This window comes from Streptomyces sp. Je 1-369, assembly GCF_026810505.1.
Taxonomy (GTDB): Bacteria; Actinomycetota; Actinomycetes; order Streptomycetales; family Streptomycetaceae; genus Streptomyces.
In genome coordinates this window covers 2,266,589-2,290,666 of record NZ_CP101750.1, presented here as the reverse complement: position 1 = coordinate 2,290,666, position 24,078 = coordinate 2,266,589, and the positions used below count along the sequence as shown (strand labels likewise).

The 24,078-nt window shown below is 72.6% G+C and carries 22 protein-coding genes; 12 read left to right on the top strand and 10 right to left on the bottom strand.

The window, feature by feature from the left end; genetic code table 11:
• Position 1: 1 nt before the first annotated feature.
• Positions 2-697 carry a class I SAM-dependent methyltransferase gene (locus NOO62_RS10510; protein ID WP_268775556.1) on the top strand — a complete coding sequence of 232 codons (696 nt, stop codon included), beginning with the start codon at positions 2-4 and terminating at the stop codon, positions 695-697.
• A gap of 76 nt (positions 698-773) precedes the next feature.
• Here the strand turns inward: NOO62_RS10510 and NOO62_RS10505 are convergent, their stop codons facing one another.
• On the bottom strand, positions 774-1,136 hold the full coding sequence (locus NOO62_RS10505) for an RNA-binding S4 domain-containing protein (protein ID WP_268770614.1): 363 nt from the start codon (positions 1,134-1,136) through the stop codon (positions 774-776).
• 693 nt (positions 1,137-1,829) lie between these two features.
• Here NOO62_RS10505 and NOO62_RS10500 point away from each other — a divergent pair.
• The 6 genes from NOO62_RS10500 to NOO62_RS10475 all read left to right on the top strand — a co-directional run bounded on the left by NOO62_RS10500 (position 1,830) and on the right by NOO62_RS10475 (position 9,014).
• Positions 1,830-3,203 (top strand): M20/M25/M40 family metallo-hydrolase, encoded by a 1,374-nt coding sequence (locus NOO62_RS10500; RefSeq protein WP_268770613.1) that lies wholly within the window; start codon positions 1,830-1,832, stop codon positions 3,201-3,203.
• Positions 3,200-4,753 carry a YfcC family protein gene (locus NOO62_RS10495; protein ID WP_268770612.1) on the top strand — a complete coding sequence of 518 codons (1,554 nt, stop codon included), beginning with the start codon at positions 3,200-3,202 and terminating at the stop codon, positions 4,751-4,753. Before NOO62_RS10500 ends, NOO62_RS10495 begins: the two co-directional genes overlap by 4 nt.
• 48 nt (positions 4,754-4,801) lie before the next feature.
• The gene (locus tag NOO62_RS10490) at positions 4,802-5,533 is read left to right on the top strand and encodes a uracil-DNA glycosylase (RefSeq protein WP_268770611.1); all 732 of its coding nucleotides are present in this window, start codon (positions 4,802-4,804) and stop codon (positions 5,531-5,533) included.
• Positions 5,534-5,599: 66 nt separating this feature from the next.
• Positions 5,600-6,805 (top strand): nitrate/nitrite transporter, encoded by a 1,206-nt coding sequence (locus tag NOO62_RS10485; RefSeq protein WP_268775555.1) that lies wholly within the window; start codon positions 5,600-5,602, stop codon positions 6,803-6,805.
• Between the two features lie 25 nt (positions 6,806-6,830).
• The gene (gene pip / locus NOO62_RS10480; protein WP_268770610.1) at positions 6,831-7,784 is read left to right on the top strand and encodes a prolyl aminopeptidase; all 954 of its coding nucleotides are present in this window, start codon (positions 6,831-6,833) and stop codon (positions 7,782-7,784) included.
• A gap of 264 nt (positions 7,785-8,048) precedes the next feature.
• Complete coding sequence (locus tag NOO62_RS10475) at positions 8,049-9,014, top strand: glycoside hydrolase family 6 protein (protein ID WP_414930980.1); 966 nt, start codon at positions 8,049-8,051, stop codon at positions 9,012-9,014.
• A 45-nt stretch (positions 9,015-9,059) separates the two neighbouring features.
• Here NOO62_RS10475 and NOO62_RS10470 read toward each other — a convergent pair whose 3' ends face one another.
• The 3 genes from NOO62_RS10470 to NOO62_RS10460 are packed head-to-tail and all read right to left on the bottom strand — an operon-like array spanning position 9,060 to position 12,357.
• On the bottom strand, positions 9,060-10,088 hold the full coding sequence (locus NOO62_RS10470) for a hypothetical protein (RefSeq protein ID WP_414930979.1): 1,029 nt from the start codon (positions 10,086-10,088) through the stop codon (positions 9,060-9,062).
• Positions 10,089-10,102: 14 nt separating this feature from the next.
• Positions 10,103-11,389: an MFS transporter gene (locus tag NOO62_RS10465; RefSeq protein ID WP_268770609.1), complete on the bottom strand. Its 1,287-nt coding sequence runs from the start codon at positions 11,387-11,389 to the stop codon at positions 10,103-10,105.
• A gap of 20 nt (positions 11,390-11,409) precedes the next feature.
• Positions 11,410-12,357, bottom strand: a complete 948-nt coding sequence (locus NOO62_RS10460; RefSeq protein WP_268770608.1) for a metallophosphoesterase family protein — start codon at positions 12,355-12,357, stop codon at positions 11,410-11,412.
• A gap of 269 nt (positions 12,358-12,626) precedes the next feature.
• On the opposite strand from NOO62_RS10460, the gene NOO62_RS10455 reads away from it, so the two are divergent.
• Both NOO62_RS10455 and NOO62_RS10450 read left to right on the top strand, forming a co-directional pair.
• Positions 12,627-15,572 (top strand): DEAD/DEAH box helicase, encoded by a 2,946-nt coding sequence (locus tag NOO62_RS10455; RefSeq protein WP_414930978.1) that lies wholly within the window; start codon positions 12,627-12,629, stop codon positions 15,570-15,572.
• A 50-nt stretch (positions 15,573-15,622) separates the two neighbouring features.
• The gene (locus NOO62_RS10450) at positions 15,623-17,161 is read left to right on the top strand and encodes an SWIM zinc finger family protein (protein WP_414930795.1); all 1,539 of its coding nucleotides are present in this window, start codon (positions 15,623-15,625) and stop codon (positions 17,159-17,161) included.
• A gap of 1 nt (position 17,162) precedes the next feature.
• On the opposite strand, the gene NOO62_RS10445 is transcribed toward NOO62_RS10450, so the two are convergent.
• The 5 genes from NOO62_RS10445 to NOO62_RS10425 form a co-directional block, all read right to left on the bottom strand.
• Complete coding sequence (locus NOO62_RS10445; protein WP_268770607.1) at positions 17,163-17,747, bottom strand: DUF4291 domain-containing protein; 585 nt, start codon at positions 17,745-17,747, stop codon at positions 17,163-17,165.
• Between the two features lie 132 nt (positions 17,748-17,879).
• A complete protein-coding gene (locus NOO62_RS10440; RefSeq protein ID WP_268770606.1) occupies positions 17,880-18,377 on the bottom strand; it encodes a DUF3574 domain-containing protein in 498 nt (165 codons plus the stop codon).
• A gap of 143 nt (positions 18,378-18,520) precedes the next feature.
• Positions 18,521-19,135, bottom strand: a complete 615-nt coding sequence (locus NOO62_RS10435) for a 2'-5' RNA ligase family protein (RefSeq protein WP_268770605.1) — start codon at positions 19,133-19,135, stop codon at positions 18,521-18,523.
• Positions 19,132-19,683: an FABP family protein gene (locus NOO62_RS10430; protein WP_268770604.1), complete on the bottom strand. Its 552-nt coding sequence runs from the start codon at positions 19,681-19,683 to the stop codon at positions 19,132-19,134. The genes NOO62_RS10435 and NOO62_RS10430 overlap by 4 nt, the downstream gene beginning before the upstream one ends.
• Positions 19,684-19,861: 178 nt before the next feature.
• Positions 19,862-20,818 carry an endonuclease/exonuclease/phosphatase family protein gene (locus NOO62_RS10425; RefSeq protein WP_268770603.1) on the bottom strand — a complete coding sequence of 319 codons (957 nt, stop codon included), beginning with the start codon at positions 20,816-20,818 and terminating at the stop codon, positions 19,862-19,864.
• A 281-nt stretch (positions 20,819-21,099) separates the two neighbouring features.
• Between NOO62_RS10425 and NOO62_RS10420 the strand changes: the two genes are divergently transcribed.
• From NOO62_RS10420 to NOO62_RS10410, 3 genes are all read left to right on the top strand, one after another.
• Positions 21,100-22,380 (top strand): cytochrome P450 family protein, encoded by a 1,281-nt coding sequence (locus NOO62_RS10420; protein WP_268770602.1) that lies wholly within the window; start codon positions 21,100-21,102, stop codon positions 22,378-22,380.
• 134 nt (positions 22,381-22,514) lie between these two features.
• Positions 22,515-23,198: a DUF899 domain-containing protein gene (locus tag NOO62_RS10415; protein ID WP_268770601.1), complete on the top strand. Its 684-nt coding sequence runs from the start codon at positions 22,515-22,517 to the stop codon at positions 23,196-23,198.
• A 162-nt stretch (positions 23,199-23,360) separates the two neighbouring features.
• On the top strand, positions 23,361-23,549 hold the full coding sequence (locus NOO62_RS10410; protein ID WP_268770600.1) for a hypothetical protein: 189 nt from the start codon (positions 23,361-23,363) through the stop codon (positions 23,547-23,549).
• Between the two features lie 25 nt (positions 23,550-23,574).
• On the opposite strand, the gene NOO62_RS10405 is transcribed toward NOO62_RS10410, so the two are convergent.
• Positions 23,575-24,021 carry a hypothetical protein gene (locus NOO62_RS10405; RefSeq protein WP_414930794.1) on the bottom strand — a complete coding sequence of 149 codons (447 nt, stop codon included), beginning with the start codon at positions 24,019-24,021 and terminating at the stop codon, positions 23,575-23,577.
• Between the last annotated feature and the right edge of the window lie 57 nt (positions 24,022-24,078).

Sequence of the window (24,078 nt, the reverse complement as noted above, 5' to 3'; positions counted from 1 at the left end):
GATGCGTGAGGGATACGAGGGGACAGGGCCCGGCGCGATCACGCCGGACGGGTGCGCGGTCGAGCTGTACACGCGCCTGTCCGTCGGGGACGAGCCCGATGTCATCGAGGCCGCGGTGCCCGCCGGGGCGCACATCCTGGAACTGGGCTGCGGTGCGGGGCGGGTGACCCGTCCGCTCCTGGAGCGGGGCTTCCGGGTGACGGCCGTGGACGAGTCCGCCGAGATGCTGGAGAAGGTCGCCGTGCTCGACGGCGGGGTGCGGACGGTTCGCAGTGCCATAGAGAAGCTCGACCTGGACGAGAAGTTCCCCGTGGTCATGCTTGCGTCGTTCCTCGTGCACAACGGCGACACGGCGGTGCGGCGCCGGATGCTGCGCGCCTGCCGGAACCACGTCACGGACCAGGGCTGCGTGCTCATACAGCGGGAGGGTGCGGACTACCACACGAACCTGCCGAGGGAGCGGGTCGACCCGGGGGGCTATACGGTGCGGATCGTCTCGGCGACGCCGGTCGGCGACGGGGTGAACGAGGTGCGCGCGGAGTACGTGTTCCCGGACGCCGAATGGACCCAGACGTTCCGGGCCAGACCCCTCGACAGGGAGCAGTTCGAGGCGGCGCTCGCGGAGGCGGACCTGGAGGTCGAGGAGTACCTCACGGACGACGGCACGTGGGTGCGGGCCGTGCCGGTGGCCCCTTAACCCTCCGCTCCGCTCCCTACTCCTCCGCTCCCTACTCCTCTGCTTCTTACCTCTCCGGTTCTCACCCTTCCGGTCCTTACCCCTCCGCTCCGCGGAGCCGGTCCATCTCGCGGCGGTCCCGCTTCGTGGGGCGGCCGGTGCCGCGGTCGCGGATGCCCGCGGGGGCGACGGCCTCGCGGGGCGGCGGAGGCGGGGAGTTGTCGACGTAGCACTCGACGGCGACGGGTGCGCCGACGCGCTTGCGGATGAGGCGCTTCACGACGACGATCCGCTCCCGGCCGCCGGCCTGCCGCACGCGCACCTCGTCGCCCACGTGGACGCCGTACGCGGGCTTGACGCGCTCCCCGTTGACCCGGACGTGACCGCCCTTGCACGCGGCGGAGCCCGCCGAGCGGGTCTTGGCCAGCCGGACCGACCAGATCCAACTGTCGACCCGCACGGATCCTTCCCCCGCCGCACCGCCACCCGGCCCGTCGCTCGCACCGCTGCCCGGCCCACTCCCCGGATCTCCACCGGATCCGGCGCCCGAACCGCTGCTTGGCCTGCCGCCCGGCCTGCCTCCCGGCTCACCGCCGGACCCGGTGTCCGCGCCGGTGTGCGACCCGACGCCCGGACCGGCGCCCGGGCCGTCGCCCGGCCCGGCCCCCGGCCTGTTGCTTAGCTCGTCGCCCGGCCTGTCGCCCGAACCGCTGCCCGGCCTGCCGCTCGGCCTACCGCCGGACCCGGTGTCCGCACCGGTGCGCGACCCGACGCCCGCGCCGCTTCCCGGACCGACGCCCGCGCCGCTTCCCGGACCGACGTCCGCGCCGCTGCTTGAGCCAGCACCCAGCCCGGCGACAGGGCCAGCACCCAGCCTGGCGCCCGACCCGCCGCCCAGCCCGGCGCCCGAGCCGCCGCCCAGCCCCATCCTCAAGCCGCCATCCGACATGCCGCCCCGGCCGCCGTCCCCTGAAGTCTCCGAAGCCATGTGTCGACCTTAGTGCGGCTTCGGGGTGGGCTGTTCGTCTCACGGCGAGCCGTCCGGAATCCGCTGACCTCGGCCGTCGATAATTCGGACTGATCGCATCAAATCGGTCCGGACATCTCGGCCCGGACGTGCGGACGTGCCACGCGAATCCCGGGAGTGCTGCCCATGACGTCTTTCGAAGCCACCGTCGACGGTCTGATGGACGGACTCCGCGCCGACCTGGAACGGCTCGCCGCGATCCCCTCGATCGCGTTCCCCGGGTTCCCCGCCGAGCCCGTCGAGGAAGCGCACGACCTGGTGGCCGGGCTGCTGCGGGACGCGGGCGTCCCGCACGTCGAGCGGCTCGACCTGCCGGACACCGCCCCGGTGATCTACGGGGAGATCCCGCCCCCGTCCCCGGACGCGCCGACCGTCCTGCTCTACGGCCACTACGACGTACAGCCGCCCGGCGACGCGTCGCTGTGGAAGTCGCCGCCCTTCGAGCCGACACCCGTCGAGGGCGGGCTGCGCGCCCGGGGCATCGCGGACGACAAGTCCAACGTCATCGCGCACCTCGGGATGGTCCGGGCGTACGGGGGACGGCCGCCCGTCGGGATCAAGATCGTCATCGAGGGGCAGGAGGAGTACGGCGGCGCCTTCGACGACTACCCGCCCACCGACCCGGACCGGTTCGCCTGCGACGCCATGGTCATCGCCGACCTCGGCAACCTGCGCCCCGGCACCCCCACCCTCACCACCGGCCTGCGCGGCGCCGCCGAGGTGACCGTCGAGGTCCGCACCCTCGACGAGCCGCGCCACAGCGGCGAGTTCGGCGGAGCGGCGCCCGACGCGCTGCTCGTCCTCCTGAAGGCCCTCGCCACCCTGCACGACGTCCACGGGGACGTCGCCGTCGAAGGGCTGCGGCGCGAGGAGTGGGCCGGTACCTCGTACACCGAAGAGGAGTTCCGCTCGCTCGCGGGCGTGCGCGAGGGCGTGCCGCTCATCGGCAGCGGCAGCCTCGGCGAGCGGCTGTGGAGCGGGCCCGCGATCACCGTCATCGGCCTGGATGCCCCGAGCGTGCAGCACGCCGCCTCCGCCGTCGTGCCCTCCGCGAGAGCCAGGCTGAACCTCCGCTTCCACCCGAGGCAGGACCCGAGGGAGGCGCAGAGTCGGCTCGTGGAACACCTGCGTTCCCTCAGGCCCTTCGGTGTTCCGCTCACCGTCACACCCGGCGACACCGGGCCCGGCTTCGAGGCCGCCACCGGCGGACCCGCCTACCGCGCCGCACTCGTCGCGCTGCGCGAGGGCTGGGGGCAGGACGCCTCGTACGTGGCGACCGGCGGGTCCATTCCGCTCGTCAACGGGCTGGCGAAGGCGGCACCCGGCGCCGAGGTGCTGCTGTTCGGTGCGCAGGACAGCATGTGCAATCTGCATGCCCCGAACGAGCGCGTCCTCTTCTCGGAGCTGCGCAGCACGGTCATCGCGATGTGTGCCTTCGTACGGGAGTACGCGGCCGGTTTCGGCGGGCAGCCGGGAGAGTCGCGTGGCGGTGCCGCGTGAGTACGGCGCAGGCACCTTTGGAAGAGAAGCCGTCCGACAAGGCGAAGTTCACCTTTCCCAGCGCCCTCACCGTCCTCGCGATCGTCACCGTCGCCGTCTGGCTGCTCGCCTTCCTCGTCCCGTCCGGACAGTACGACCGCAACAAAGCGGGCGCCCCCGTAGAGGGCACCTACCACCGCGTCGACTCCGGGCAGTCCTTCGTCGACCGCCTCAACGACCTCTTCCTGTCACCCGTCAACGGGCTCTACGGCATTCAGGACGACAAGACCTCGCTGGTCGCGCCCGACAACACCGGCTCGCTGTACGGCAGTGCCGGTGTCGTCCTCTTCGTCCTCGCCATCGGCGCGTTCATCACCGTCGTCTTCGCGACCGGCGCGCTCGACCGCGGCATCGGACGGCTCGCGCACCGGCTGCGCGAGCGCGGGGCGCTGCTCATCGCGGGTGTCATGGTGGTGTTCTCGCTGCTCGGCACGGTCGAGGGCTTCGCCGAGGAGACGCTCGGCTTCTACGGTCTGATCGTGCCGCTGATGCTCGCCCTCGGGTACGACCGCATGACCGCGGTCGGCGTGATCATTCTCGGCGCGGGCGTCGGAGTGCTCTGCTCGACGGTGAACCCCTTCGCGACGGGCGTCGCCTCGTCCGCCGCGGGCATCTCGCTCGGCGACGGCATCGTGCTCCGCGCCGCGATGTGGATCGTGCTGACCGGCGTCACCGTCGCGTACGTCATCCGCTACGCGCAACGCGTCCGACGCGACCCCGAGCGCTCCCTCTCCGGCTTCCTGCCCGGCGACCGGGATGGCGACCGGGACGGCGACCGGGATGGCGACCGGGATGCTGAGGAAGCCTCCGACGTGCCCCAACTCACCGGTCTGCACAAGGCCGTGCTCGTCACCACGGGCCTCGTCTTCGCGTTCATGATCTTCTCGGTCGTGCCCTGGGCGAGCGCGCTGACGGGCAAGGCCGACGCGACACCGTACGGCTTCGAACTCGGCTGGTCCTTCCCGCAGCTGGCCGCGCTCTTCCTCTGCGCGGCGGTCCTCGTCGGGATCGTCGCGCGCATGGGGGAGCCCCGGCTCAGCTCGACGATCGTCCAGGGCGCGGCCGACTTCGTCTCGCCCGCGCTGGTCATCCTGCTCGCCCGCGGCGTCACGACCATCATGAACAACTCGAGGATCACGGACACCGTGCTCCACTCCATCGAGGGGGTCGTGAAGGGCACCTCGTCCGGGCTCTTCGCGGTCATCGTCTTCCTCGTGAACCTGCCGCTCGCCTTCCTGATCCCCTCCACCTCGGGCCACGCCACGCTCGCCATGCCGATCCTCGCCCCGCTCGCCGACTTCGCGGGCGTCTCGCGCGCGGTCGTCGTGACGGCGTGGCAGGCGGCCAGCGGCTGGATGAACCTGTGGGTGCCGACGACGGCCGTCACCATCGGCGGCGTGGCGCTGGCGAAGGTCGGCTACGACAAGTACCTGCGGTTCGTGTGGCCGCTGCTCGCCGTCCTCGCCGTGCTGATCTGCGGGTTCGTGGCGCTGGGGGCCGTGGCGACCTGAGCGGGCCCGGCGCGGCGCGGCGCGCGTGCGCGTACGTACGGTGGGGGGATGGACGGCCTGAGCGAACTGGACCAGCGGATCACCGAGTGCCGCGCCTGCCCCCGTCTCGTCGCGTGGCGCGAGGAGGTGGCGCGCACCAAGCGCGCCGCGTTCGAGGACTGGGACTACTGGGGGCGGCCCGTGCCCGGCTTCGGGCCGCACGACGCCGCGCTCCTCATCGTCGGCCTCGCGCCCGCGGCGCACGGCGCCAACCGCACAGGACGGATGTTCACCGGCGACCGCTCGGGCGCGTTCCTCTACCCGGCGCTGTACGACGTAGGGCTCGCCTCCCAGCCCACGGCGGAGAGCGCCGACGACGGCCTGACCCTGTACGGCACGCGCATCACCTCGCCCGTGCACTGTGCGCCGCCCGCCAACAAACCCACCACGCAGGAGCGTGACACCTGCCGCTCCTGGCTGGTGAGCGAGATGCAGTTGCTCGCGCCGACGCTCAGGGCGGTCGTCGTGCTCGGCGGCTTCGGCTGGCAGGCCGCGTTCCCCGCGTTCGCCGCGGCGGGCTGGCAGGTGCCGAGGCCGCGCCCGACGTTCGGGCACGGGGCGCACGTACGGCTCGCGGGCGACCCGGCACGCCCGGAACAGGAGCCCCTCGACGTCTTCGGCTGCTTCCACGTCAGCCAGCGCAACACGTTCACCGGGCGCCTCACCCCGGAGATGCTGCGGGAGGTGCTGCGCACGGCGGCCTTCGAGGCGGGGCTGCACCCGAACGGCCCAGCAGAGTGAGCCGCGCCGGGCGCTGATTCCTAGCGTGAGGACGTGGACGAGACTCGCGCAGCCAAGCCCTCCGGCATGTCGGCCGACAAGCCCTCCGGCACGTCGGCGGACAAGCCCTCCGGTGCCGCCTACCGCAACCTGGTGATGGCGACCATCGGCTTCACGCTCACCTTCTGGGCGTGGGCGCTGGTGGCGCCGCTCGGCAGCGACTTCAAGGACCGGCTGAACCTGAGCTCCTTCGAGCAGTCGCTCCTGGTCGCCGTGCCGGTGATCGTCGGCTCGCTGGGCCGCGTCCCGGTCGGCGCGCTCACCGACCGCTACGGCGCCCGGAAGATGTTCCCGCTGGTCTCGGCGCTCACCATCATCCCGGTGCTGCTGATCATTCCGGCGAGGCACAGTTTCGGGGCGATGATCGCGGTGGGCTTCCTGCTCGGCCTCGGCGGGACGACGTTCGCCATCGGCATCCCGCTGGTGAACTCCTGGTTCCCGCCCGCCCGCAGGGGCTTCGCCCTCGGCGTCTTCGGCATGGGCATGGGCGGTGTGGCGCTCTCCGGCTACTTCACCCCGCGCATCGCCAAGCACGGCGCGAACCTGCCGTTCGTCGTCGTGGCGATCGCGCTCGCCGCCTTCGCGGTGCTCGCGTTCTTCCTCATCACCGACCGCCCCGACCGGCCCGTTCCCACCAGCTCCCTCGGCACCCGTCTCGGGCAGGCGGGACGGCTGAGGGTGACGTGGGAGCTCTCGGCCCTCTACGCGATCGGGTTCGGCGGCATCGTCGCCTTCGGGGTGTACCTGCCCACGTACCTGAAGACCTGGTACGACCTCTCACCCACCGACGCGGGCACCAAGGCCGCCGGGTTCGCGCTCGTCACCGTGATCTTCCGGCCCATCGGCGGCTGGCTCTCTGACCGGATCCACCCGGCCACGGTCACCACGGTCGCCCTCGCCGTCGTCGCGCTCTTCGCCGTCTTGCAGGCCTTCGACCCGGCGCTGAACCCGATGGGCACGATCTGCTTCCTGTTCATGGCGGCGGGCCTCGGCACCGCGAGCGGCAGCGTCTTCGCCCTCGTCTCCCAGGTCACACCGCAGCCGCAGGTCGGCTCCGTCACCGGCATCGTGGGCGCGGTGGGCGGTCTCGGCGGGTTCCTGCCGCCGCTGGTCATGGGCGCGATCTACAGCGCCAAGGACTCGTACTCCATCGGCTTCATGCTCCTCTCCGACCTGGCGCTCGCGGGCTGCGTGTACGCCTACGGGCGCATGCGAAACGCGAAGGCGGAGTGAGACCGGGCGCCGTTACCCTGCCCCGATGGCTCTCTATCCGGATATCGAACCCTACGACCACGGCATGCTCGACGTCGGCGACGGCAACCGCGTGTACTGGGAGACCTGCGGCAACCCGCACGGCAAGCCGGCCGTGGTGCTGCACGGCGGCCCCGGTTCCGGTTGCACCCCCTTCTTCCGCCGGTACTTCGACCCCGACGCGTACCGGATCGTCCTGCTCGACCAGCGCGGCGCCGGCCGCTCCACGCCGCACGCGAGCGACCCGGCGGCCGACATGGGCGTCAACACGATCAAGCACCTGACGGCCGACCTGGAGCTGCTGCGGCGCCACCTCGGCATCGGGCGATGGCTCGTGTGGGGCGTGTCGTTCGGGTCCGTGCTGGGCCTCCGTTACGCGCAGACGTACCCGGACCGCGTCTCGGAACTCGTCCTCACGGGGATTGCCACGGGCAGCCGCGCCGAGGTCGACCTGCTGACGCGCGGGCTCGGGCGGATCTTCCCCGAGGCGTGGGAGGCGTTCCGTGACGGCGTGCCGGAGGCGGAGCGGGACGGGGACCTGGCCGCCGCGTACAACCGCCTCCTGGAGTCGCCCGACCCGGACGTGCGGGCCGCCGCGGCGCGGGCCTGGACGGACTGGGAGACGGCGTGCGTACCGGCGCCGCCGCGGTCCGTGCCGCGCTACGAGGACGCGGTGTTCCGGGCCGGTTTCGCGCGTACCGTCACGCACTACTTCGCCCACGACCACTGGCTGGGCGGCGACGAGGTCGTCCTGCGGGACGCGGATTCCCTCCGGGGGATTCCCGGCGTGATGGTGCAGGGCACCCTGGACTTCGGGAACCTCCTCGGCATCCCGTGGCGGCTTCATCAGGCGTGGCCGGAGAGCGAATTGGTGCTCGTCGACCTCGCGGGGCACAACGCGGGGGCGCGCGGCATCGCGGACGAGCTGACGGTGGCGACGGACAGGTTCCGTCAGCCCTGAGAGCTTGTGTCATCACCCTGATCGGCCGCCGTCGGAGTGATTTATGGGTGAACCGTGGTCGCGGCGGCGGGGGTGTGCGGTGCCGTGGGGGCGGGTCGACCCCAGACTCCGGGAAAGCGCCGGACCGGACCGGCGCCGAGCCACTGGAGCCGCCCGGTGTCCCCGTCGCCCCTCCGCCGCCTCCGTTCGCGCCTCTCTTCCCCCTTCCTCTCCTCCCCCTCCTCCCCCTCCTCCCTCTCCTCCCTCTCTCCCCACAGGCCCCGCCTGCGAAGTGCCCTCGCTGCGGCGCTGCTTCTGGGCGGAGTAGGAGCCGGGCCCTCCGACGCGACCCCGGCCGACGCCCCTGCCACCGCTGCCGCCGGTGCGTTCTGGGTCGACCCGCAGAGCTCCGCCGCTCGTCAGGCCGCGGAGTGGCGGCGGGCGGGCCGGGCGGACGATGCCCGGCTCATCGAACGCATCGCGGTGCAGCCCCAGGCGGTGTGGCTGCACGGCGACGGAGCCGGCGCCGTCGTGCGGGCGCACGTCGAGGCGGCGGCGAAGGCGGGACGCACGGCGGTGCTCGTGGCGTACTTCATTCCGCACCGGGACTGCGGCGCGTACTCGGCGGGCGGGGCCCGCGACGCCGCGCAGTACCGCCGGTGGATCGAGGACTTCGCGTCGAGCCTCGGCACGGGCGGCGCGTACGTGATCGTCGAACCGGACGCCGTCGCCCAGCTCGTGGCGGGCTGCCCGCGCGCGGACGCGGCCGAGCGGTACGCGCTGCTCACGCACGCCGTCCAGCGCCTGAAGCGGCAACCGAACACGAAGGTGTACGTCGACGCGGGCAACGCGGGCTGGATCCCCGACGAACGGCGCCTGGTCGCCCCGCTGGGCAAGGCAGGCATCGCCGGAGCCGACGGCTTCGCCCTGAACACGTCGAACTACCAGACCACCGCGGCCAGTACCGCGTACGCGCACCGTCTCGCCAAGGAACTCGGCGGCGGAAAGCACTTCGTCATCGACACCAGCCGCAACGGAAACGGCCCGTTCCAAGGCCCCCAGTCCTGGTGCAACCCACCCGGCCGCGCCCTCGGCACGCCACCCACCACCGAAACCGGCGACCCCGCCCTCGACGCCTACCTGTGGATCAAACGTCCCGGCGAGTCGGACGGAACGTGCCGGGGTGGCCCGCGGGCGGGCCAGTGGTGGCCGGAGTACGCCCTGGGCCTGGCCAGGCGGGCCCAGGGTTAGGGCCTAGGGGCAGGGCCCGGCCCCGGCCGGGTACGGCGGTGCGGTTCACCGCACCGCCGCCGGTGAACTTCCCCCGCGTATGCGCAACGTGGCGCTCCCCGCGCCGTCCGCCCGGCCCGTCCAGACATCCTGTTTGCGGCTGTTCCCGCCCTCGCTCGGCAGGGCATACGCGAGGGTGTCGTTGTCCAGCCAGGCGGCCTGGTCGTCGACGCTGCGCCGTTCGGCGAGCGGGTGCTCGCGCATCGTGCGCAGGTCGAGGACGTACAGCCGCCACGGGTCGCGCGTCCCCTTCCGCACCCGCTTCTTGAAGGCGATGCGCGTGTTGTCGGGGGAGAGCGAGGGGCACTCGACGTTGGAACGCAGGGTGGTCGCCGACCACTTGGCCATGTCGCCCCGCACCAGGTGCGTCTTCCCCTTCGTCGACACCGTCGCGTAGAAGCGGTTGTCGTCCTTCGCGAAGGTCACGCCCCAGTAGTTGACGTCGGGGGAGTGGTAGCGGCGGCCGTCGAGGGTGAGGGGGATCTCCTCCATGTTCTTGATGAGGTATCCCGTACGGGTGTCCAGGATCGACGTGCGGGTGGAGAAAGACGAGCCCGCGTACGAATCGCCCGTGGCGAACATCGTCCAGGACAGCATCCGGCCGGACGCCGAGACACGCGCCCGGTTCGGGATGCCGGTCAGGGCGATGCGGCGCTTCTCGCGGAGCCGGTCGTCCAGGACGACCGCGTACGACTTGGGCGGGATGCCGGACCTGCGCTGCAAGCAGAGACCCGTGCCCGCGGCGGCGTAGAAGCGCTCGCAGGACGGGCCGCCGGTGGTGCGTGCGCCGCCGCCCCCGCCCCCGGAGGCAGGGACGCGTGCGACCCGGCCTGCCGCCTCCGTCGTACTGCGGAAGTAGAGCTTGTCCCGGTCGAGGCCGAACTCCGAGGTCGCGTCGGCCGATTCGGCGCGCTCCGCCGCGTGCAGCGTGTACGTGACGGCGACGCCCGCGAGGACGGCCGCCGCCGCGGCCACGGCGACGACGCGGGAGCGCAGGGAGGGTGACTGCGGCTCCATGGGGGACTGGGGCTTCATGGGGGACTGCGGCTTCACGTGAGGCCTCCGGAAGATGTGTCCGACCGCGGGAGCAGCGCCGCCGCCCCGGCGACCGCCGCCGTCAGTGCGAGCACCGCGCAGGTCAGCGCGGTCTCGACGCCCCACAGTGTCCACGCCGCGCCGAACCCGGCCGCGGCGACGAGCCGGGCGAGGGCCTGCCCGGTCTGCAGGACGGCCATGCCGCTCGCCCGCCGCTCCTGGGCGACCACGGGGGCGACCAGCGCCATCAGGACGCCGTCGGTGGCCGCGTAGAAGACACCTAGGAGCAGCAGTACGCCGATGAGGAGCGGCCAGCCGTCGGTGGGCGCGAGCAGGAGGACGTAACCGCCGAGCAGGGCGACGTGTCCGGCGAGGAACGGCACGCGGCGCCCGACGCGGTCGGCGAGCCGCCCCGTCGGGACGGCGAGCAGCAGGTAGACGGCGGCGGCGCCCAGCGGCAGCAGCGGGAACCACGAGATCGCGAAGTCGAGCCGCCGTTGGAGGAGGAGGTACAGGAACGCGTCGCCGATGGTCGCGGCGCCGAGCAGCGCCGCCGCGCCGAGGACGCGCCGGAAGGCGGGGACGCGGAGGAGGCTGAGGGCGCGAGGACGTGGGGCGGCGGGGTGGTTCTGTCCGGTGGCGGAGCGTGGTCGCGGTGTGGTCTGCGACAAGTGCCCCGGCACGAACGCCACCAGCATCAGCACTCCGAGCAGCCCGAAGCAGAAGCTGACGACGAACACGGCGTCGTACGCGTCCGCCGTCGCCCACAGCAGCGCGAACGCGGCGAGCGGCCCGAGCAGCGCGCCCGTCGTGTCCATCGCCCGGTGCACACCGAAGGCGCGGCCCAGCGTGTCGGGCGGGCTGCTCAGCGAGATCAGGGCGTCGCGCGGCGCGGTGCGTACGCCCTTGCCGATGCGGTCGGCGGCGAGGGCCGCGCCGATCCCCGCGGTGGCGCCGCCCGCGAGGAGCAGGCCGAGGCGGGAGAGGGCGGAGAGGGCGTAGCCGCCGCCCGCGACCAGTTTGTGCCGGCCGCCGCGGTCGGCGGCGTACCCGCCGGCGAGGCGCACCAGGGCCGTGACTCCGTTGTAGAGCCCGTCGAGGAAACCGAACTGGAGCGGGGAGAGGCCGAGTTGGAGGACGAAGTAGAGCGGCAGGACGGCGGTGACCATCTCGGAGGAGATGTCCGTGACCAGGCTGACCGCGCCGAGCGCGAGGACGGGTCCCGCGACGCGGCCGCGCCGGGCTCCGGACCGTTCCTGGTCCGAGGTTTTGGCGACCGCGTCGGTGGTGGCCAGATACATGGCGTTCGCGTTCGTCCGGCTCAGCGGCAGCTGTAGGACGGGCTGGTGTCCTTCGTGGAGCCGTCCGTGCCGACGAGGTTCCAGGAGAAACCGGTGTCGGTGAAGTTCAGCTTCACGACACCGAAGGTGTCGGTGAGCCGCTTCTGGCTGTTGGGCTGGACTTCCTCGATGTCGTACGGGTTGGCGCCGCCCATGCCGCCGAGCAGCTCGACGATGCCGTTGGAGTCGGCCTTGCCGTCCGCGTTCTGCGGGGCGAACCGCTCGTAATGGTGGTCGTGGCCGTTGAGGACCAGCTCGGCCTTGTTGGCCTGGAGCAGCTTCCAGACCGGGCGGCCGACCGGGTCGTTGCCGTGCTCGCCGGAGGAGAAGAGCGGGTGGTGCCAGTACGCGGCCACGCACTTCTTGGAGTTGGCGGCGAGGTCGTCCTTGAGCCAGTCGATCTGCTCGTCGTCGTCGAAGTTGTTGGAGTCGAGGGCGATGAAGTGCCAGTTGCCCTGGTCGAAGCTGTAATAGCTCTCGCCGTCGGGGTAGGCGACGGACCCGAAGTAGGACTTGTAGCCCTTGAACGCGCCCGCCGGGTCGTAGCTCTCGTGGTTGCCCGGGACGGGCCGCGTCTTGCTTTTGAAGGCGCCCCAGGTCTTGTCGTAGTACTTCTGGAAGTCCTTCAGGCGTGCGTCGTCGTACTGGTTGTCGCCCATGGTCATCACGAAGGACGGGTTGATCTGCTTGACCAGAGCGGCGGTCTTGGGGTGCTTGCAGCTGCTGCTGCTCGCCGTGCACTGCTCGGCGATGTCACCGGCGGCGACCGCCGTGAACCCGGCGCGGGCGGCGGCGGTGGGTGAGGCGTCGGCCTCCCCGGCGGGGGACCACAGCAGCACGCCGCCGACGAGGGCGAGCGAGGCGCCGGCGGCGAGGGGGATGCCGAGGCGGGTCTTGCGGGAGGTCGTGGTGCGAGGGGTGTGCGGCATGTCCGTCTCCTCGGGAGGCGTGGGGGGTGCCGAACCGTCAATCCGGAATCCTGGCGATGCGGCATGTGCGCGTCAATAACTTGGGGTGAATTATTGTTAGGAAAGTTTCCTTCCAGTGTTCATATGGGGTGGGTGTGGCGCTTGGGACTTGTGGGGCTACTGGTGCGCGGTGGCGGTGCGGCGGTCGTTGTGACGGTGTTGTCAGTGGCCTCGCCTAGGGTGGCGAGCACGAGTGGCAGGTGCGTGAGCTGGGGCTGAGCGAGGCGGTGATGAGGATGGGGGCCGAGGTGCCGGGGGACGGCGACGCCGTTCTCGTACGCTCCCGTGCGGCGCTCGTACGTTCCTGTGCCGCCGTCTTCCTTCCGGCGGAGGTGCCGCGGGAGGGGCGGGTCGCTTTCTGGGACCCGAACCCGGAGGGCGGGCCCGCCGAGGCAGTCGTCGGCGTACGCGGTGACCTGGTCATCGCCCGCCTGCACGGCAAGGGCGCCCGCAGCCGCACCGTGCCCGCGCTGTTCCTGACGGTCGCCGAGGCGGTGCCGCTGCTGCTCCACGCCGAGCGTCCGCACCCCGCGGTGGCCTGCTGGGGCGCCGCCGCCCGGCACGCGCTGCATCTGGCGGCGCGGGGCAGGATGCTGCCCGGGCTGACGCCGGGGGACGTGGACGCGTGGCGGGCGGGCCCGCTGGACGAGGCCGACGTCGTCCACCTGCGGGCCATCGCCGCGGCACTCCCCGCGGAGGCGCACGCGGTGCCGCTGCCGGGGCGCGGGTCGGGCCCCCTGCTGCTCCCTCAGCCGTTCGCCCTGATCAGAGCCTTCGTGGACGCGGTGCTCGACGCCCTGCCCCGCACCCCGGCCGCCGCGTACGCGGTCGGTGCGCCCTTCGCCGCGCGCGAGCCGCAACACCTGCCGGGTGCCCGGGAGTGGGCGGCCGAGGTGGCCGCGGGTATGGACGCGGGGGTACGCGTGTCACTCCGTCTCGACCTGAGGGCGCACGAGGTGTTCGACGGGGGTGAGGGTTCCGCCGAAGAGAGTGATGCCGATGCCGATGCCTCTGTAGAGGTCCGCGCCGCCGTCGCCAGTCCCGCCGCCGCTGTCGTGCAGGTGCACAGTCTCGCCGACCCGGCGCTCGTCGCGGACGTGCCGGAGCTCTGGGCCGGTACGGACCACTTCGGGCCGCGCGCTCGCGTCGACACGCTGCTCGCGCTGCGCCGCGCGGCCCGCGTGTGGCCCCCGCTCGGCAGGCTCCTGGAGCGGCCGCGCCCCGACGTGCTGCCGCTCGGCGAAGAGGAGTTGTACGACCTGCTGGGCGCCGCCGCAGGACGGCTCGCCGCGGCGGGCGTGGCCGTCCACTGGCCCAGGGAGCTCACTCGCGGCCTCACCGCGACCGCCGTCGTGCGCCCCGCCCCCGGTACCGCCGCCGACAACTTCGACTTTTTCAAGACCGAGGAACTCCTCGAATTCCGCTGGCAGTTGGCGCTCGGCGACCAGGCGGACGACCCGCTGACCGAGGCTGAGCTCGACCTCCTCGCGGAGGCGCACCGCCCGGTCGTCCGGCTCCGGGACCAGTGGGTCCTGGTCGACCCCGAACTCGTCCGCAAGGCGCGCAAGCGGGACCTCGGCCTGCTCGACCCGGTGGACGCCCTCTCCGTCGCGCTGACCGGCACGGCCGAGGTGGACGGTGAGCAGGTGCCCGCCGTGCCGCTCGGCGCGCTGGCGCGGCTGCGCGAGCGCGTGACGGGCGACCTCGACGTACTGACACCGCCGCCGGGCCTGCACGCGACCCTCCGGGACTACCAGCTCAAGGGCCTCGCCTGGCTCGACCGCATGACCTCCCTCGGCCTCGGCGGCTGCCTCGCCGACGACATGGGCCTCGGCAAGACGATCACGCTCATCGCGCTGCACCTGCACCGCGCGCGGGACGGCGGTTCCGCGCCGACGCTCGTGGTGTGCCCGGCCTCGCTGCTCGGCAACTGGCAGCGCGAGATCGAACGGTTCGCGCCCGGCGAGCCGGTCCGCCGCTTCCACGGCACGGGTCGCACCCTCACCGGCCTGACCGGCGGCTTCGTCCTCACCACGTACGGCACGATGCGTACGAGCGCGCCCGAACTGGCCGCCCAGAAGTGGGGTCTCGTCGTCGCGGACGAGGCACAGCACGTCAAGAATCCGTACGCGGCGACGGCGAAGGCGCTGCGCACCATCCCCTCCCCGGCCCGCGTCGCGCTCACCGGCACCCCCGTCGAGAACAACCTCTCCGAACTGTGGGCGCTGCTCGACTGGACGACGCCGGGCCTGCTCGGCCCCCTGAAGGCGTTCCGGGCCCGCCACGCACGCCTGGTGGAGGGCGGGGACCCCTCGGGGACCGGCGCGGACGACGACGCGCTGGACCGCCTCGCCCGCCTCGTCCGCCCCTTCCTCCTGCGCCGCAAGAAGTCGGACCCCGGTATCGCGCCGGAACTGCCGCCGAAGACGGAGACCGACCACCCGGTGACCCTCACCCGCGAGCAGACCTCGCTGTACGAGGCGGTGGTGCGCGAGACGCTCGCGCGCATCGAGGCGTCGGACGGCATGGCGCGCCGCGGCCTGGTCATGAAGCTGCTGATGGCGCTCAAGCAGATCTGCAACCACCCGGCGCAGTACCTGAAGGACGGCATGCTCACGACCCGGTCGGGCCGCCCGCGCTCGGGCAAGCTCGAACTGCTCGACGAGCTCCTCGACACGATCCTCGCCGAGTCGGAGAGCGCGGGTGCGGTCCTGATCTTCACGCAGTACGTGGAGATGGCACGCCTCCTGGAGGCGCACCTCACCGCGCGCGGCATCGCCTCCCAGCTCCTGCACGGAGGTACGCCGGTCGCGCGCCGCGAGGAGATGGTGGACCGTTTCCAGTCGGGCGAGGTCCCGGTCTTCCTGCTCTCCCTGAAGGCGGCCGGTACGGGCCTGAACCTGACCCGGGCGGGCCACGTGATCCACTACGACCGCTGGTGGAACCCGGCGGTCGAGGAGCAGGCCACCGACCGGGCGTACCGCATCGGTCAGACGCAGCCCGTCCAGGTCCACCGGCTGGTCACCGAGGGCACGGTCGAGGACCGCATCGCGGAACTCCTCGCCGCGAAGCAGGCGTTGGCGGACGCGGTGCTCGGCGACGGCGGCGAGGCGGCGCTCACGGAACTGTCCGACGCGGAACTGGCGGACCTGGTCGCACTGAGGAGGGCGGCATGACGCCGCGGGGCGGGCCGCGACGGGGCGGTGGTCTGGGGTGGGCCAGCGGCATGAGCGAGACGAGCCGCATGGGCAGCGGCCGTGTCTTCCCCGCCCTGCCGAAGCACCCCGATCCCGGGGCGCCCTTCGCCACCTCGTGGTGGGGCAACGCGTGGATCGACGCGCTGGAGGAGAGCGCGCTGGACCAGGCGCGGCTGGCCCGTGGGCGTACGTATGCGCGCGAGGGCGCGGTCGACACGATCACCGTCGCGCCGGGCCGCATCGTCGCGTACGTCCACGGCAGCCGTCCCCGTCCGTACCGCGCGGAGATCCGCATGCGGACGATGCTGCCCGAGCACTGGGACCGCTTCCTGGACGTCGTCGCCACGGATCCCGTGCGCATCGCCGCGCTGCTCGACAAGGAGATGCCGCACGCGCTGGCAGCCGCGGCGGACCGGGCGGACGTCCCCCTCCTCCCCGGCGCCCGCGAACTGACCCCCTCCTGCACGTGCCCGGACCGCGGCCACCCCTGCAAACACGCAGCCGCCCTCGCCTACCAAACAGCCCGCCTCCTGGACGCCGACCCCTTCGTACTCCTGCTGCTGCGCGGCGGCGAGGAACAGGACCTCCTGGACGAACTCTCGCGGAGAAACGCGCGAAGGGGCGCGGCGGAGGCGGCGGAGTCGCTGCGCGGGGCGGGGGCGGCGGGTGAGGTCCGCGGGGCGGAGGAGGACCAGCAGCCGTCGCCCCACGAACTTCAGCCGCCTACGGGCGGAGGCCCTGTGCTCCGCGACGGACAGCAGTCGCCGCTGGAGGGGGGTCCTGTCCCGTCCGGAGGACAGCAGCCGCCCCCGGACAGCGTTTCCGCTCGGCCCGGCGACGTTCAGCCGTCCCCGGCCAGCGGTCCCGTCCTCGGCGACGGAGAACAGTCGCCCCCGACCAGCGCCCCCGTCCTCCCCGGCGTCCTGGCCCGTGAGGCCCTTGGCGCGGCGTACCGGTCGCCGTTGCCCGCGCCGCTTCCGCCCCCGTCGTACCCGGGGGAATCCCCGGTCCTCCCCGTCCTTCCCGGCGCCCCGGACCCGACGGCGTTGGAGTTCCTGATCACGGACGCGGCGCGCAGGGCGCACACGTTCCTCACGGCGAGCGCAACCGCGGTCGCGGACGCGGACCCGTTCCCCGTGGACGCGTCACCCTGGCACGACGCCGTCCGCCTCGCGGCCTCGCACCCCGGGCTCACGGGTCGCCGCACCTTCAGCCGCCAGTTCGGCGAACTGGCCAGGTCGGTGGGGCGTACCGCCGCGGACCTCTCCCGCGCGGCCGCGGCCTGGCGGCAGGGCGGCGAGGCGGGCCTCGCGGCTCTGGAGACCCCCTGGGACCCGCCGGCCGGCCCCTTCGACCGGGCCCGCGGCGCCCTGGTCGCGGCCGACCTGCCCCGGATGACGATCCACCGCAACCAGCTCACCGACGCGGAGGGCACGCTCCAGCTCCGCTACGGGACGGACGGCCGCTGGTACCCGTACCGGAGCGAGCCGGGCGGTGGCGACTGGTGGCCCGAGGGAGAGGCGGACATCGACCCGGTGGGGGCGCTGGCCGGTGTGACGGAGGCGTAGTTCAGGCCCGGAGGTGGGACAGAAGCTCGTCACCCGCCGGGTACGCGCGCTCCTCCGGCAGCAACCGCGCCGCCGCCGCCTCGTCCCCGTCCCTGACGAGCCCGTGGATCTCCCGCGCGCGATCGGTGACGTCGGTGATCGAGACCGTCCACTCGTCCGCGTAACAGCGGGACGCCTCACCGGACAGCCCGAGTTGCAGGGAGCGGTGGGGAAGGGCGTTGAGATGGAGGTCGCGCTCCGGGTCCCACTGGACGCGGGCGGGGGAGCGCCGCAACTCGCGCTTCCACGCGGCCTGGTCGGAGTGGAGACCGCGCACGTAGTGGGAGAGGCATGCGTGGCGCAGCGCCCAGTCGAAGCCCTCACGGGTGATCTCGACGGCAAGGACCGTCTGCTGGCCCTCCTTGGTGCCCCAGCCGCACCGGTACATCATCCAGAGGAAGGACGGCTTGATCCACGTCATGCGGTCCCGCTTCCAGGCGGCGGGAAACCGCCCGGTGCGGGCCGCGGGGACGCCGAGTTCAGGGGCGTACGCCTGGTAGACGGTGATGGTCGTGTCGGTGTGCAGGGCGCGGATCCGGTGGTTCATAGGAGATCAGCGTGCAGCCGCCAGTGATGACGCGCCAGCGAATTTCGCCCGGACGGAAGGGTGACGGTGATCCGTGATCCGTGATCCGTGATCCGTGGTCCGCGCCCCTTGAGCCTTGATCCAGTGTGATCTCTAGAAGTCCACCCGGGTCCGCTCGTCCAGCCGCGCCACCGAGTCCTGTGCGAACTTCTTCTCGTAGTCGCTGCGGATCTCCTCGATCTGGACGTCCCGCCGGTGCGCCTCGGTCGTCGGATACAGCAGGATCAGCTCGTACGAACGCTCGCGCTCGATCCTGCCGTTGGAGTCGCGCCACTGCCCGCGGCCGTTCTGGATGGTCAGCCCGTCGGGAAAGCCCGGCGTGACCTCCTTGTCGATGAAGGCCATGAACTGCTTGTCCGTCACAGCGGGCCCGCCGTCGGGGCGTTCCGTGCCGAAGAAGAGCCGCGTCTCGGTGAAGGGCTTGCCGCGGGCGACGGTCGACACAGCGGCCGACGAGGACGTGGACGGCGTGGTCTTCGCTCCGTCGTCCAGCGAGGCGTAGGCGGCCGGGGCGCCGACGGCCAGCACGGTGGTCGCCGCGGCGGCCACGGCGAGGCGGGTGCCGGAGAGGCGGGGGAGGGTGGGGGCCATGGGGTCCCTTTCCGAGCAGCAGGTTGAGGGCGCCGGTTACGGTTCCCTGCGTACGCCCGTACGCGTGCAGGCAGGGAGTCGTAGATCCGTGACGGCGGCAAACCGTAGCGGACCCGGGCGCGTCCGATGCCCTTCTTCCTGCGTTATGGCCTGTTTGGCCCCTCGTAGTTCGCACGGGGGCGTGCCACACGGCCCGTTCCCAGCCGGTAGGCCCTGAGGTCCCGCCAGCCCTTCCCCGGGCCGTCCGTCACGATCAGGTGGACGGTGCTCACGTGGCTGGTCAGGGGGAGGGCCGGGGCGAGCTCCGACTCCAGGGCGTCGTAGGCCGCTTCGCAGGTGTCCGGGCCCTCGTCGTTCGCCAGGGTGAGGTGGGGTGTCAGGGGCGGGGTGAAGATGCCGCGGTAGGGGAGCGCCTCCGGCCAGCGGTCCGTGAGGGACCGGGTGAGGGCGCTCACGGGGGTCTCGGGGGTCGGGGCGAGGTACAGGACGCCCGGGTAGCGGCGGAATTCGCTGAACGTGAGGGTGAACGCGGGCCGGGCGGCGAAGAGGGCCGTCAGGTCGGCGTGGGTGCTCGGGGTGAAGCGGGACTCGTTGAGGAACGGGTAGAGCACGGTCACGTGGGCGGGAAAGGCGGCCCGCACCAGCGGGTTCGCCTCGGGGATGCGGATCGTCAGGGCCGTGTCGCCGGGGAGGTCGGGCCAGCCGTGCGAGTCCGCCGCCCCGGTTTCCTCCGCGCGTTCGGGTGTCTCCGTGCTCACTGCGTGCGGCGCAGGACTGCCGAGAGGTGGTGCTGCAACGGCTGCTCCACCGCTGCCATGTCGTGGGTGAAGGTCAGCGTGCCGTCGTCGGTCAGCGTGTAGCGGCGGCGGGTCGCCGTGACGTCCTTGGCGGTGGGGGTGAGCGCCACGTCGTGCGTGGCGAGGTCGATGGTGCCGCCGGCCGCGTGGCCGACCGCGATCTCCGCGATGCCGGTGGGCTGGGTGACCAGCGCCTCCACCCGCCCGTCGGGCTGCAGCCGCCACCAGCCGCTCTCGCGCGCCGCGGGACGCAGCGGGGCGTCGTCGGCGTCGAGCAGCCAGGCCTTTGCCTCGTAACGGAGGAAGGGCCGCCCGTCGTGGCTGAACGTCACCTCCTGCGCGTACGTGAAGTCCGCGGGCAGCGTCGGGTATTCGCCCCGGCCCGTGCCGCGCCACCGGCCCAGCAGTCCCAGCACGGGCGCGAGCAGCGCGTGCGGGGCGGGCGTCGCCGCGTCCGGGCTGTGGCTCTCGGGGTACGGGTAGGGGTGCTCCGGCGCGGGGTCGAACACGGTGGGGGCTCCTGGGGGCGGGGCGACGGGTGAGGTGACGGGACGAAGCTTAGGGCGCGCGTACCCGGTCAACCCACGCGCGTACCCGGCCAACCCGCACGCGTCACCCCGACCCTTCCCACCCCCCTGGGGCCTCACCCCCCCACCACCTAAACCACCCCAGCCACCCCCAACACCCCTACGGCTGTATCCGTATCCACACCGGCGCGTGGTCCGACCCCGACGCCTCCCTCCGTACCGCCGGGTCCCCGTCCTCCACCGACGGCAGCGCGCTCGCCGCGGCGCCCGGCGCGCCCGTGCCCGCGCCACGGACCTGGTCCATCAGGCCACGGCTCACCAGCACGTGGTCGATGAGTTCGCGGCGGCCCGCGTGGATGCGGGAGAAGCGCTGGTCGGCCGGGATCAGCGGTGCGACGTTCCACAGCCGCGTCGCGTCGCCCTTGTCCGGGCGGTCGAAGCCCGGCGTGCCGATCTCGGAGCCGGGCGGGCCGAGCAGGATCTGCGTCGTCGCGGCCCCGACCTCGGCGTTGAGGTCCCCGAGCACGGCGACCCTGTGCTCCTGGCCGTCGCCCCGCAGCCGCTGGTCGGCGATCGCGCGGACCGCGGTCGCCTCGGCCGCGCGGCGGCACAGGGCGTACGCGCCGTACCGCGCGCGCTCGCCCTCGTCGTGCGGGAAGAAGCGGCCGCCGGGGTACGACAGCAGCTTCGACTTGAGGTGGCAGACGACCGCGTCGAAGAAGAACGCCCGCGTCGACACCGTCACCGCGAGGATGCCGCGCCCGGCCCGCGCGGTCGTCCGGCCCGAGTCGTCGATCTGCACCGGCCGCACCGGCTCGGGGAAGCCGGCCTCGTCGGCGACGATGAAGACGGGGAGGCTGGTGAGGAAGCCGACCCGGATGCCCCGGTCGTCAGCGTGCTGCGAGAGCGTGACGTGCCAGGTGCCTTCCAGCAGGCCCGCCAGATCTTCGAGCGCCGCGGGGTCGCCGACCTCCTGCACGCCGAGGACGCTCGGCCGCAACGTGGTGATCGTCGCCGCGAGCGAGGCCAGCTTCGCCTCGTAAGCGACCTTGTCCTTGGGGCCGAACTGCCCGCCGGGGCGGTAGAGGTTCTCCAGGTTCCACGTGCCGATGATCATCGTCGACTCCCTCGTCGGACTCCTTGGTCCGTGTCCCCTCGGCCGATCGGCGGGTAGGGCCAGCGTGCTCGCGAAACCGTCCCCGCGACAGGGCTGCCGGATGCGCACTCGTCCTACCTCGAAGAGATGACGCCGCCTCCCGCGTCAGGGGGGGGACGGCCCACCCGCGCCACCCGCCGATGACCACTGCCCGAACTCGTCGTCCGCGGACGCGGGATGCAGATCCAGGAGTACAGGAGTACAGGAGTACGAGGGGTGGGCGCCTGCCTAGAGTGGGACGCATGGCGACGAGCACCCACCGGACCCCGAATTCGACCCCGACCCCGACCCCGACTCCGACCTCGGTCCCGGAACCCCAGGAAGAGCCCGCACATCAGGACCCCGCCCAGGGAATCGCCGACGACCCGTACGGCACATACGCCCGGCTCCGCGACACCGCCCCCGTGCACCGCATCGCCGGTACCGACGGGAAGCCCGCCTGGCTCGTCACCCGGTACGACGACGTCCGCGAGGCGCTCGCGAACCCGCTGCTCTCGCTCGACAAGAGCCACGCCCTGCCCGGCGGTTACCGCGGCCTCGCGCTGCCGCCCGCCCTCGACGCGAACCTCCTCAACATGGACCCGCCGGACCACACCCGCATCCGGAGCCTGGTCGGCCGGGCCTTCACCCGGCGCCGCGTCGAGCGGTTGCGCGCTCCCGTCCGGCGTACCGCCGACGCACTCCTCGACGCTGTCGAACCGCTCGGCCGCGTCGACCTCGTCGCCGCGTACGCCGCACCGCTGCCCATCACCGTCATCTGCGACCTCCTCGGCGTGCCGGACGCCAGCCGAAGGGACTTCCGGGAGTGGACCGACGCCCTCCTCTCACCCGACCCCGCACACCCGGAGAAGGCAAAGCACGCCGTCGTCGCCATGCTCGGCTTCTTCACCGGGCTCCTCGCCGACAAGCGGCAGCACCCCGCCGACGACCTCCTCTCCGACCTGATCGCGGTGCGGGACGAGGGCGACCGGCTGAGCGAGGACGAGCTGATGTCGCTCGCCTTCCTCATCCTCATCGCCGGGTACGAGAACACCGTCCACCTCATCGGCAACGCCGTCCTCGCCCTCCTCGACCACCCGCAGCAGCTCGCCGCCCTGCGCGACGACCCCGCCCGACTCCCCGCCGCCGTCGAGGAGTTCCAGCGCTACGACGGTCCCGCGCCCCTCGCCATCCGCCGCTTCCCGGTGGAGGACATCACGATCGCGGGCGTCACCGTGCCCGCGGGCGAGACCGTGCTGCTCTCGCTCGGCTCCGCCAACCGCGACCCCGGCCGTTTCCCCGACCCCGACCGCCTCGACCTGGACCGCGCCACAGCGGGACACGTCGCCCTCGGCCACGGCATCCACCACTGCCTCGGCGCGCCCCTCGCCAGGCTGGAGACCGAGATCGCGGTCGGCGCCCTCGTCGAACGCTTCCCGCGCCTCGCCCTCGCCGTCCCCAGGGACGAGATCCGGTGGCGCCCTTCGATGCGTTCCAGGGGACTGCGCGAACTCCCCGTGACCCTGACCTCCCTGCCCCTCTGAAAGTTCTCCGGAACTTCTTCGCCCGCCAGCGATGAGTTCCGCGAAGCCCGCCGGTCCACCCTTCGCAGACGTATCGAAGACGTACCGAAGACGCATCGAGGACGTACGCGCCCGACGGGTGGAGGAGACAGACCATGGGACTTCCGGACATCGTCACGCGCGAGGAGTGGCTCACCGCGCGTGCGGAGCTGCTGGCCGAGGAGAAGGCCGTCACCCGCGCACGCGACGCGCTCAACGCCGAGCGGCGCGGGCTGCCGATGGTCGAGGTCGACAAGGAGTACTACTTCGACGGTTACGACGGGAAGGCGACCCTGCTCGACCTCTTCGACGGCAGGGACCAACTGATCGTCTACCACTTCATGTTCGCCCCCGAATGGGACGCGGGCTGCCGCAGCTGCTCCGGGTTCCTGGACCAGATCGGGCACCTCGCGCACCTGCGGGCCCGCAACACGAACTTCGTCGCCGTGTCCCGCGCGCCGTTCACCAAGCTGCTGACGTTCAAGGCACGGATGGGCTGGACCGTGCCCTGGTACTCGACGAACGGCGGCGACTTCAACCACGACTTCCTGGCGTCCTCGCCCGACGAGCCGCACGACGTGCCCGCGATCAACTGCTTCCTGCGGTACGGCGACCGGATCTTCCACACGTACGCGACGTTCGCCCGCGGCCTGGACGGCATCGGCTCCACCACGAGCCTCCTCGACCTCACCGCGCTCGGCCGTCAGGAGGAGTGGGAGGAGCCGACGGGGCGTGCGTCGGTGTTCGGGGCGTCGGCGGGCAGCGCGCGGGTCCGGTACCACGACGAGTACGACGACTGAGCATCCGGACGACGGTCCCAGGGAGAACCCTGGGAAATGCCCCGACTCCGTATCGATTCCGTCACGTCGCGCACCCATGGGGCCGTCCCACGCGTTCTCTTCGATACGGCGCACGCGACGACGGCGCGCGCAACGGAACGACGACGGGGGACAGGGATCATGATGAACGGACGACTGGTACTGGAACGATTTCCCGCGGGCGGACCGCGCGGCTCGTGGCCCGCGGAGGATTTCGCGCGGGACCGGCGGCAGGAGGGTCAGCCCGCCGAGGTCGTCATGGACCTCGCGTCGGACGCCTTCCTGGTGATCGTGCGCGAACCCGGCGAGACCCTGGCGGTGGCAGCGGCCTGACCGCGACGCGCGCGCCGGGCACCGCTCACGCCGTGAGGGCCCGGGACCATCCAGGTACCGTCCCCGTGACCCGGCAGAGCGCCAGATACAGCGGAATCGGCGGCGTATAGGGAACGTCGTCCGCGGGGCGGTTGATGAGCACCGGGCTGCGGTCCGCGTCCCGCACCACCGCCCCCGCCGAGTAGGCGACCTGCGCGGGCCACTCCATGGCCACGTCGGAGTCGGCCGGCACGATCCACCACCACCGCGCCCCGTCCTCGTACACGCAACCCACCCGGGGCAGCCGGGACATCAGTCCGGGCCCCAGCGCCGCGGGCACCGCCACCGCGTCGCAGCCGAGCGGCTCAGTCATCCCCTCGGGCAGGTCGAGCCGCAGGGGCCGCGGTACCGGTCGTCTCCCGGCACGCTGCCGCCGTCGCGACAGACGGACCAAGGTGTTCAAGTCCAACGGCCGCACCGTACCCGCGCTCACATGCCCCCCGCCCGTGCCACTGCCTCCGCAGCCACTGCCACCGCCACCGCAACTGCC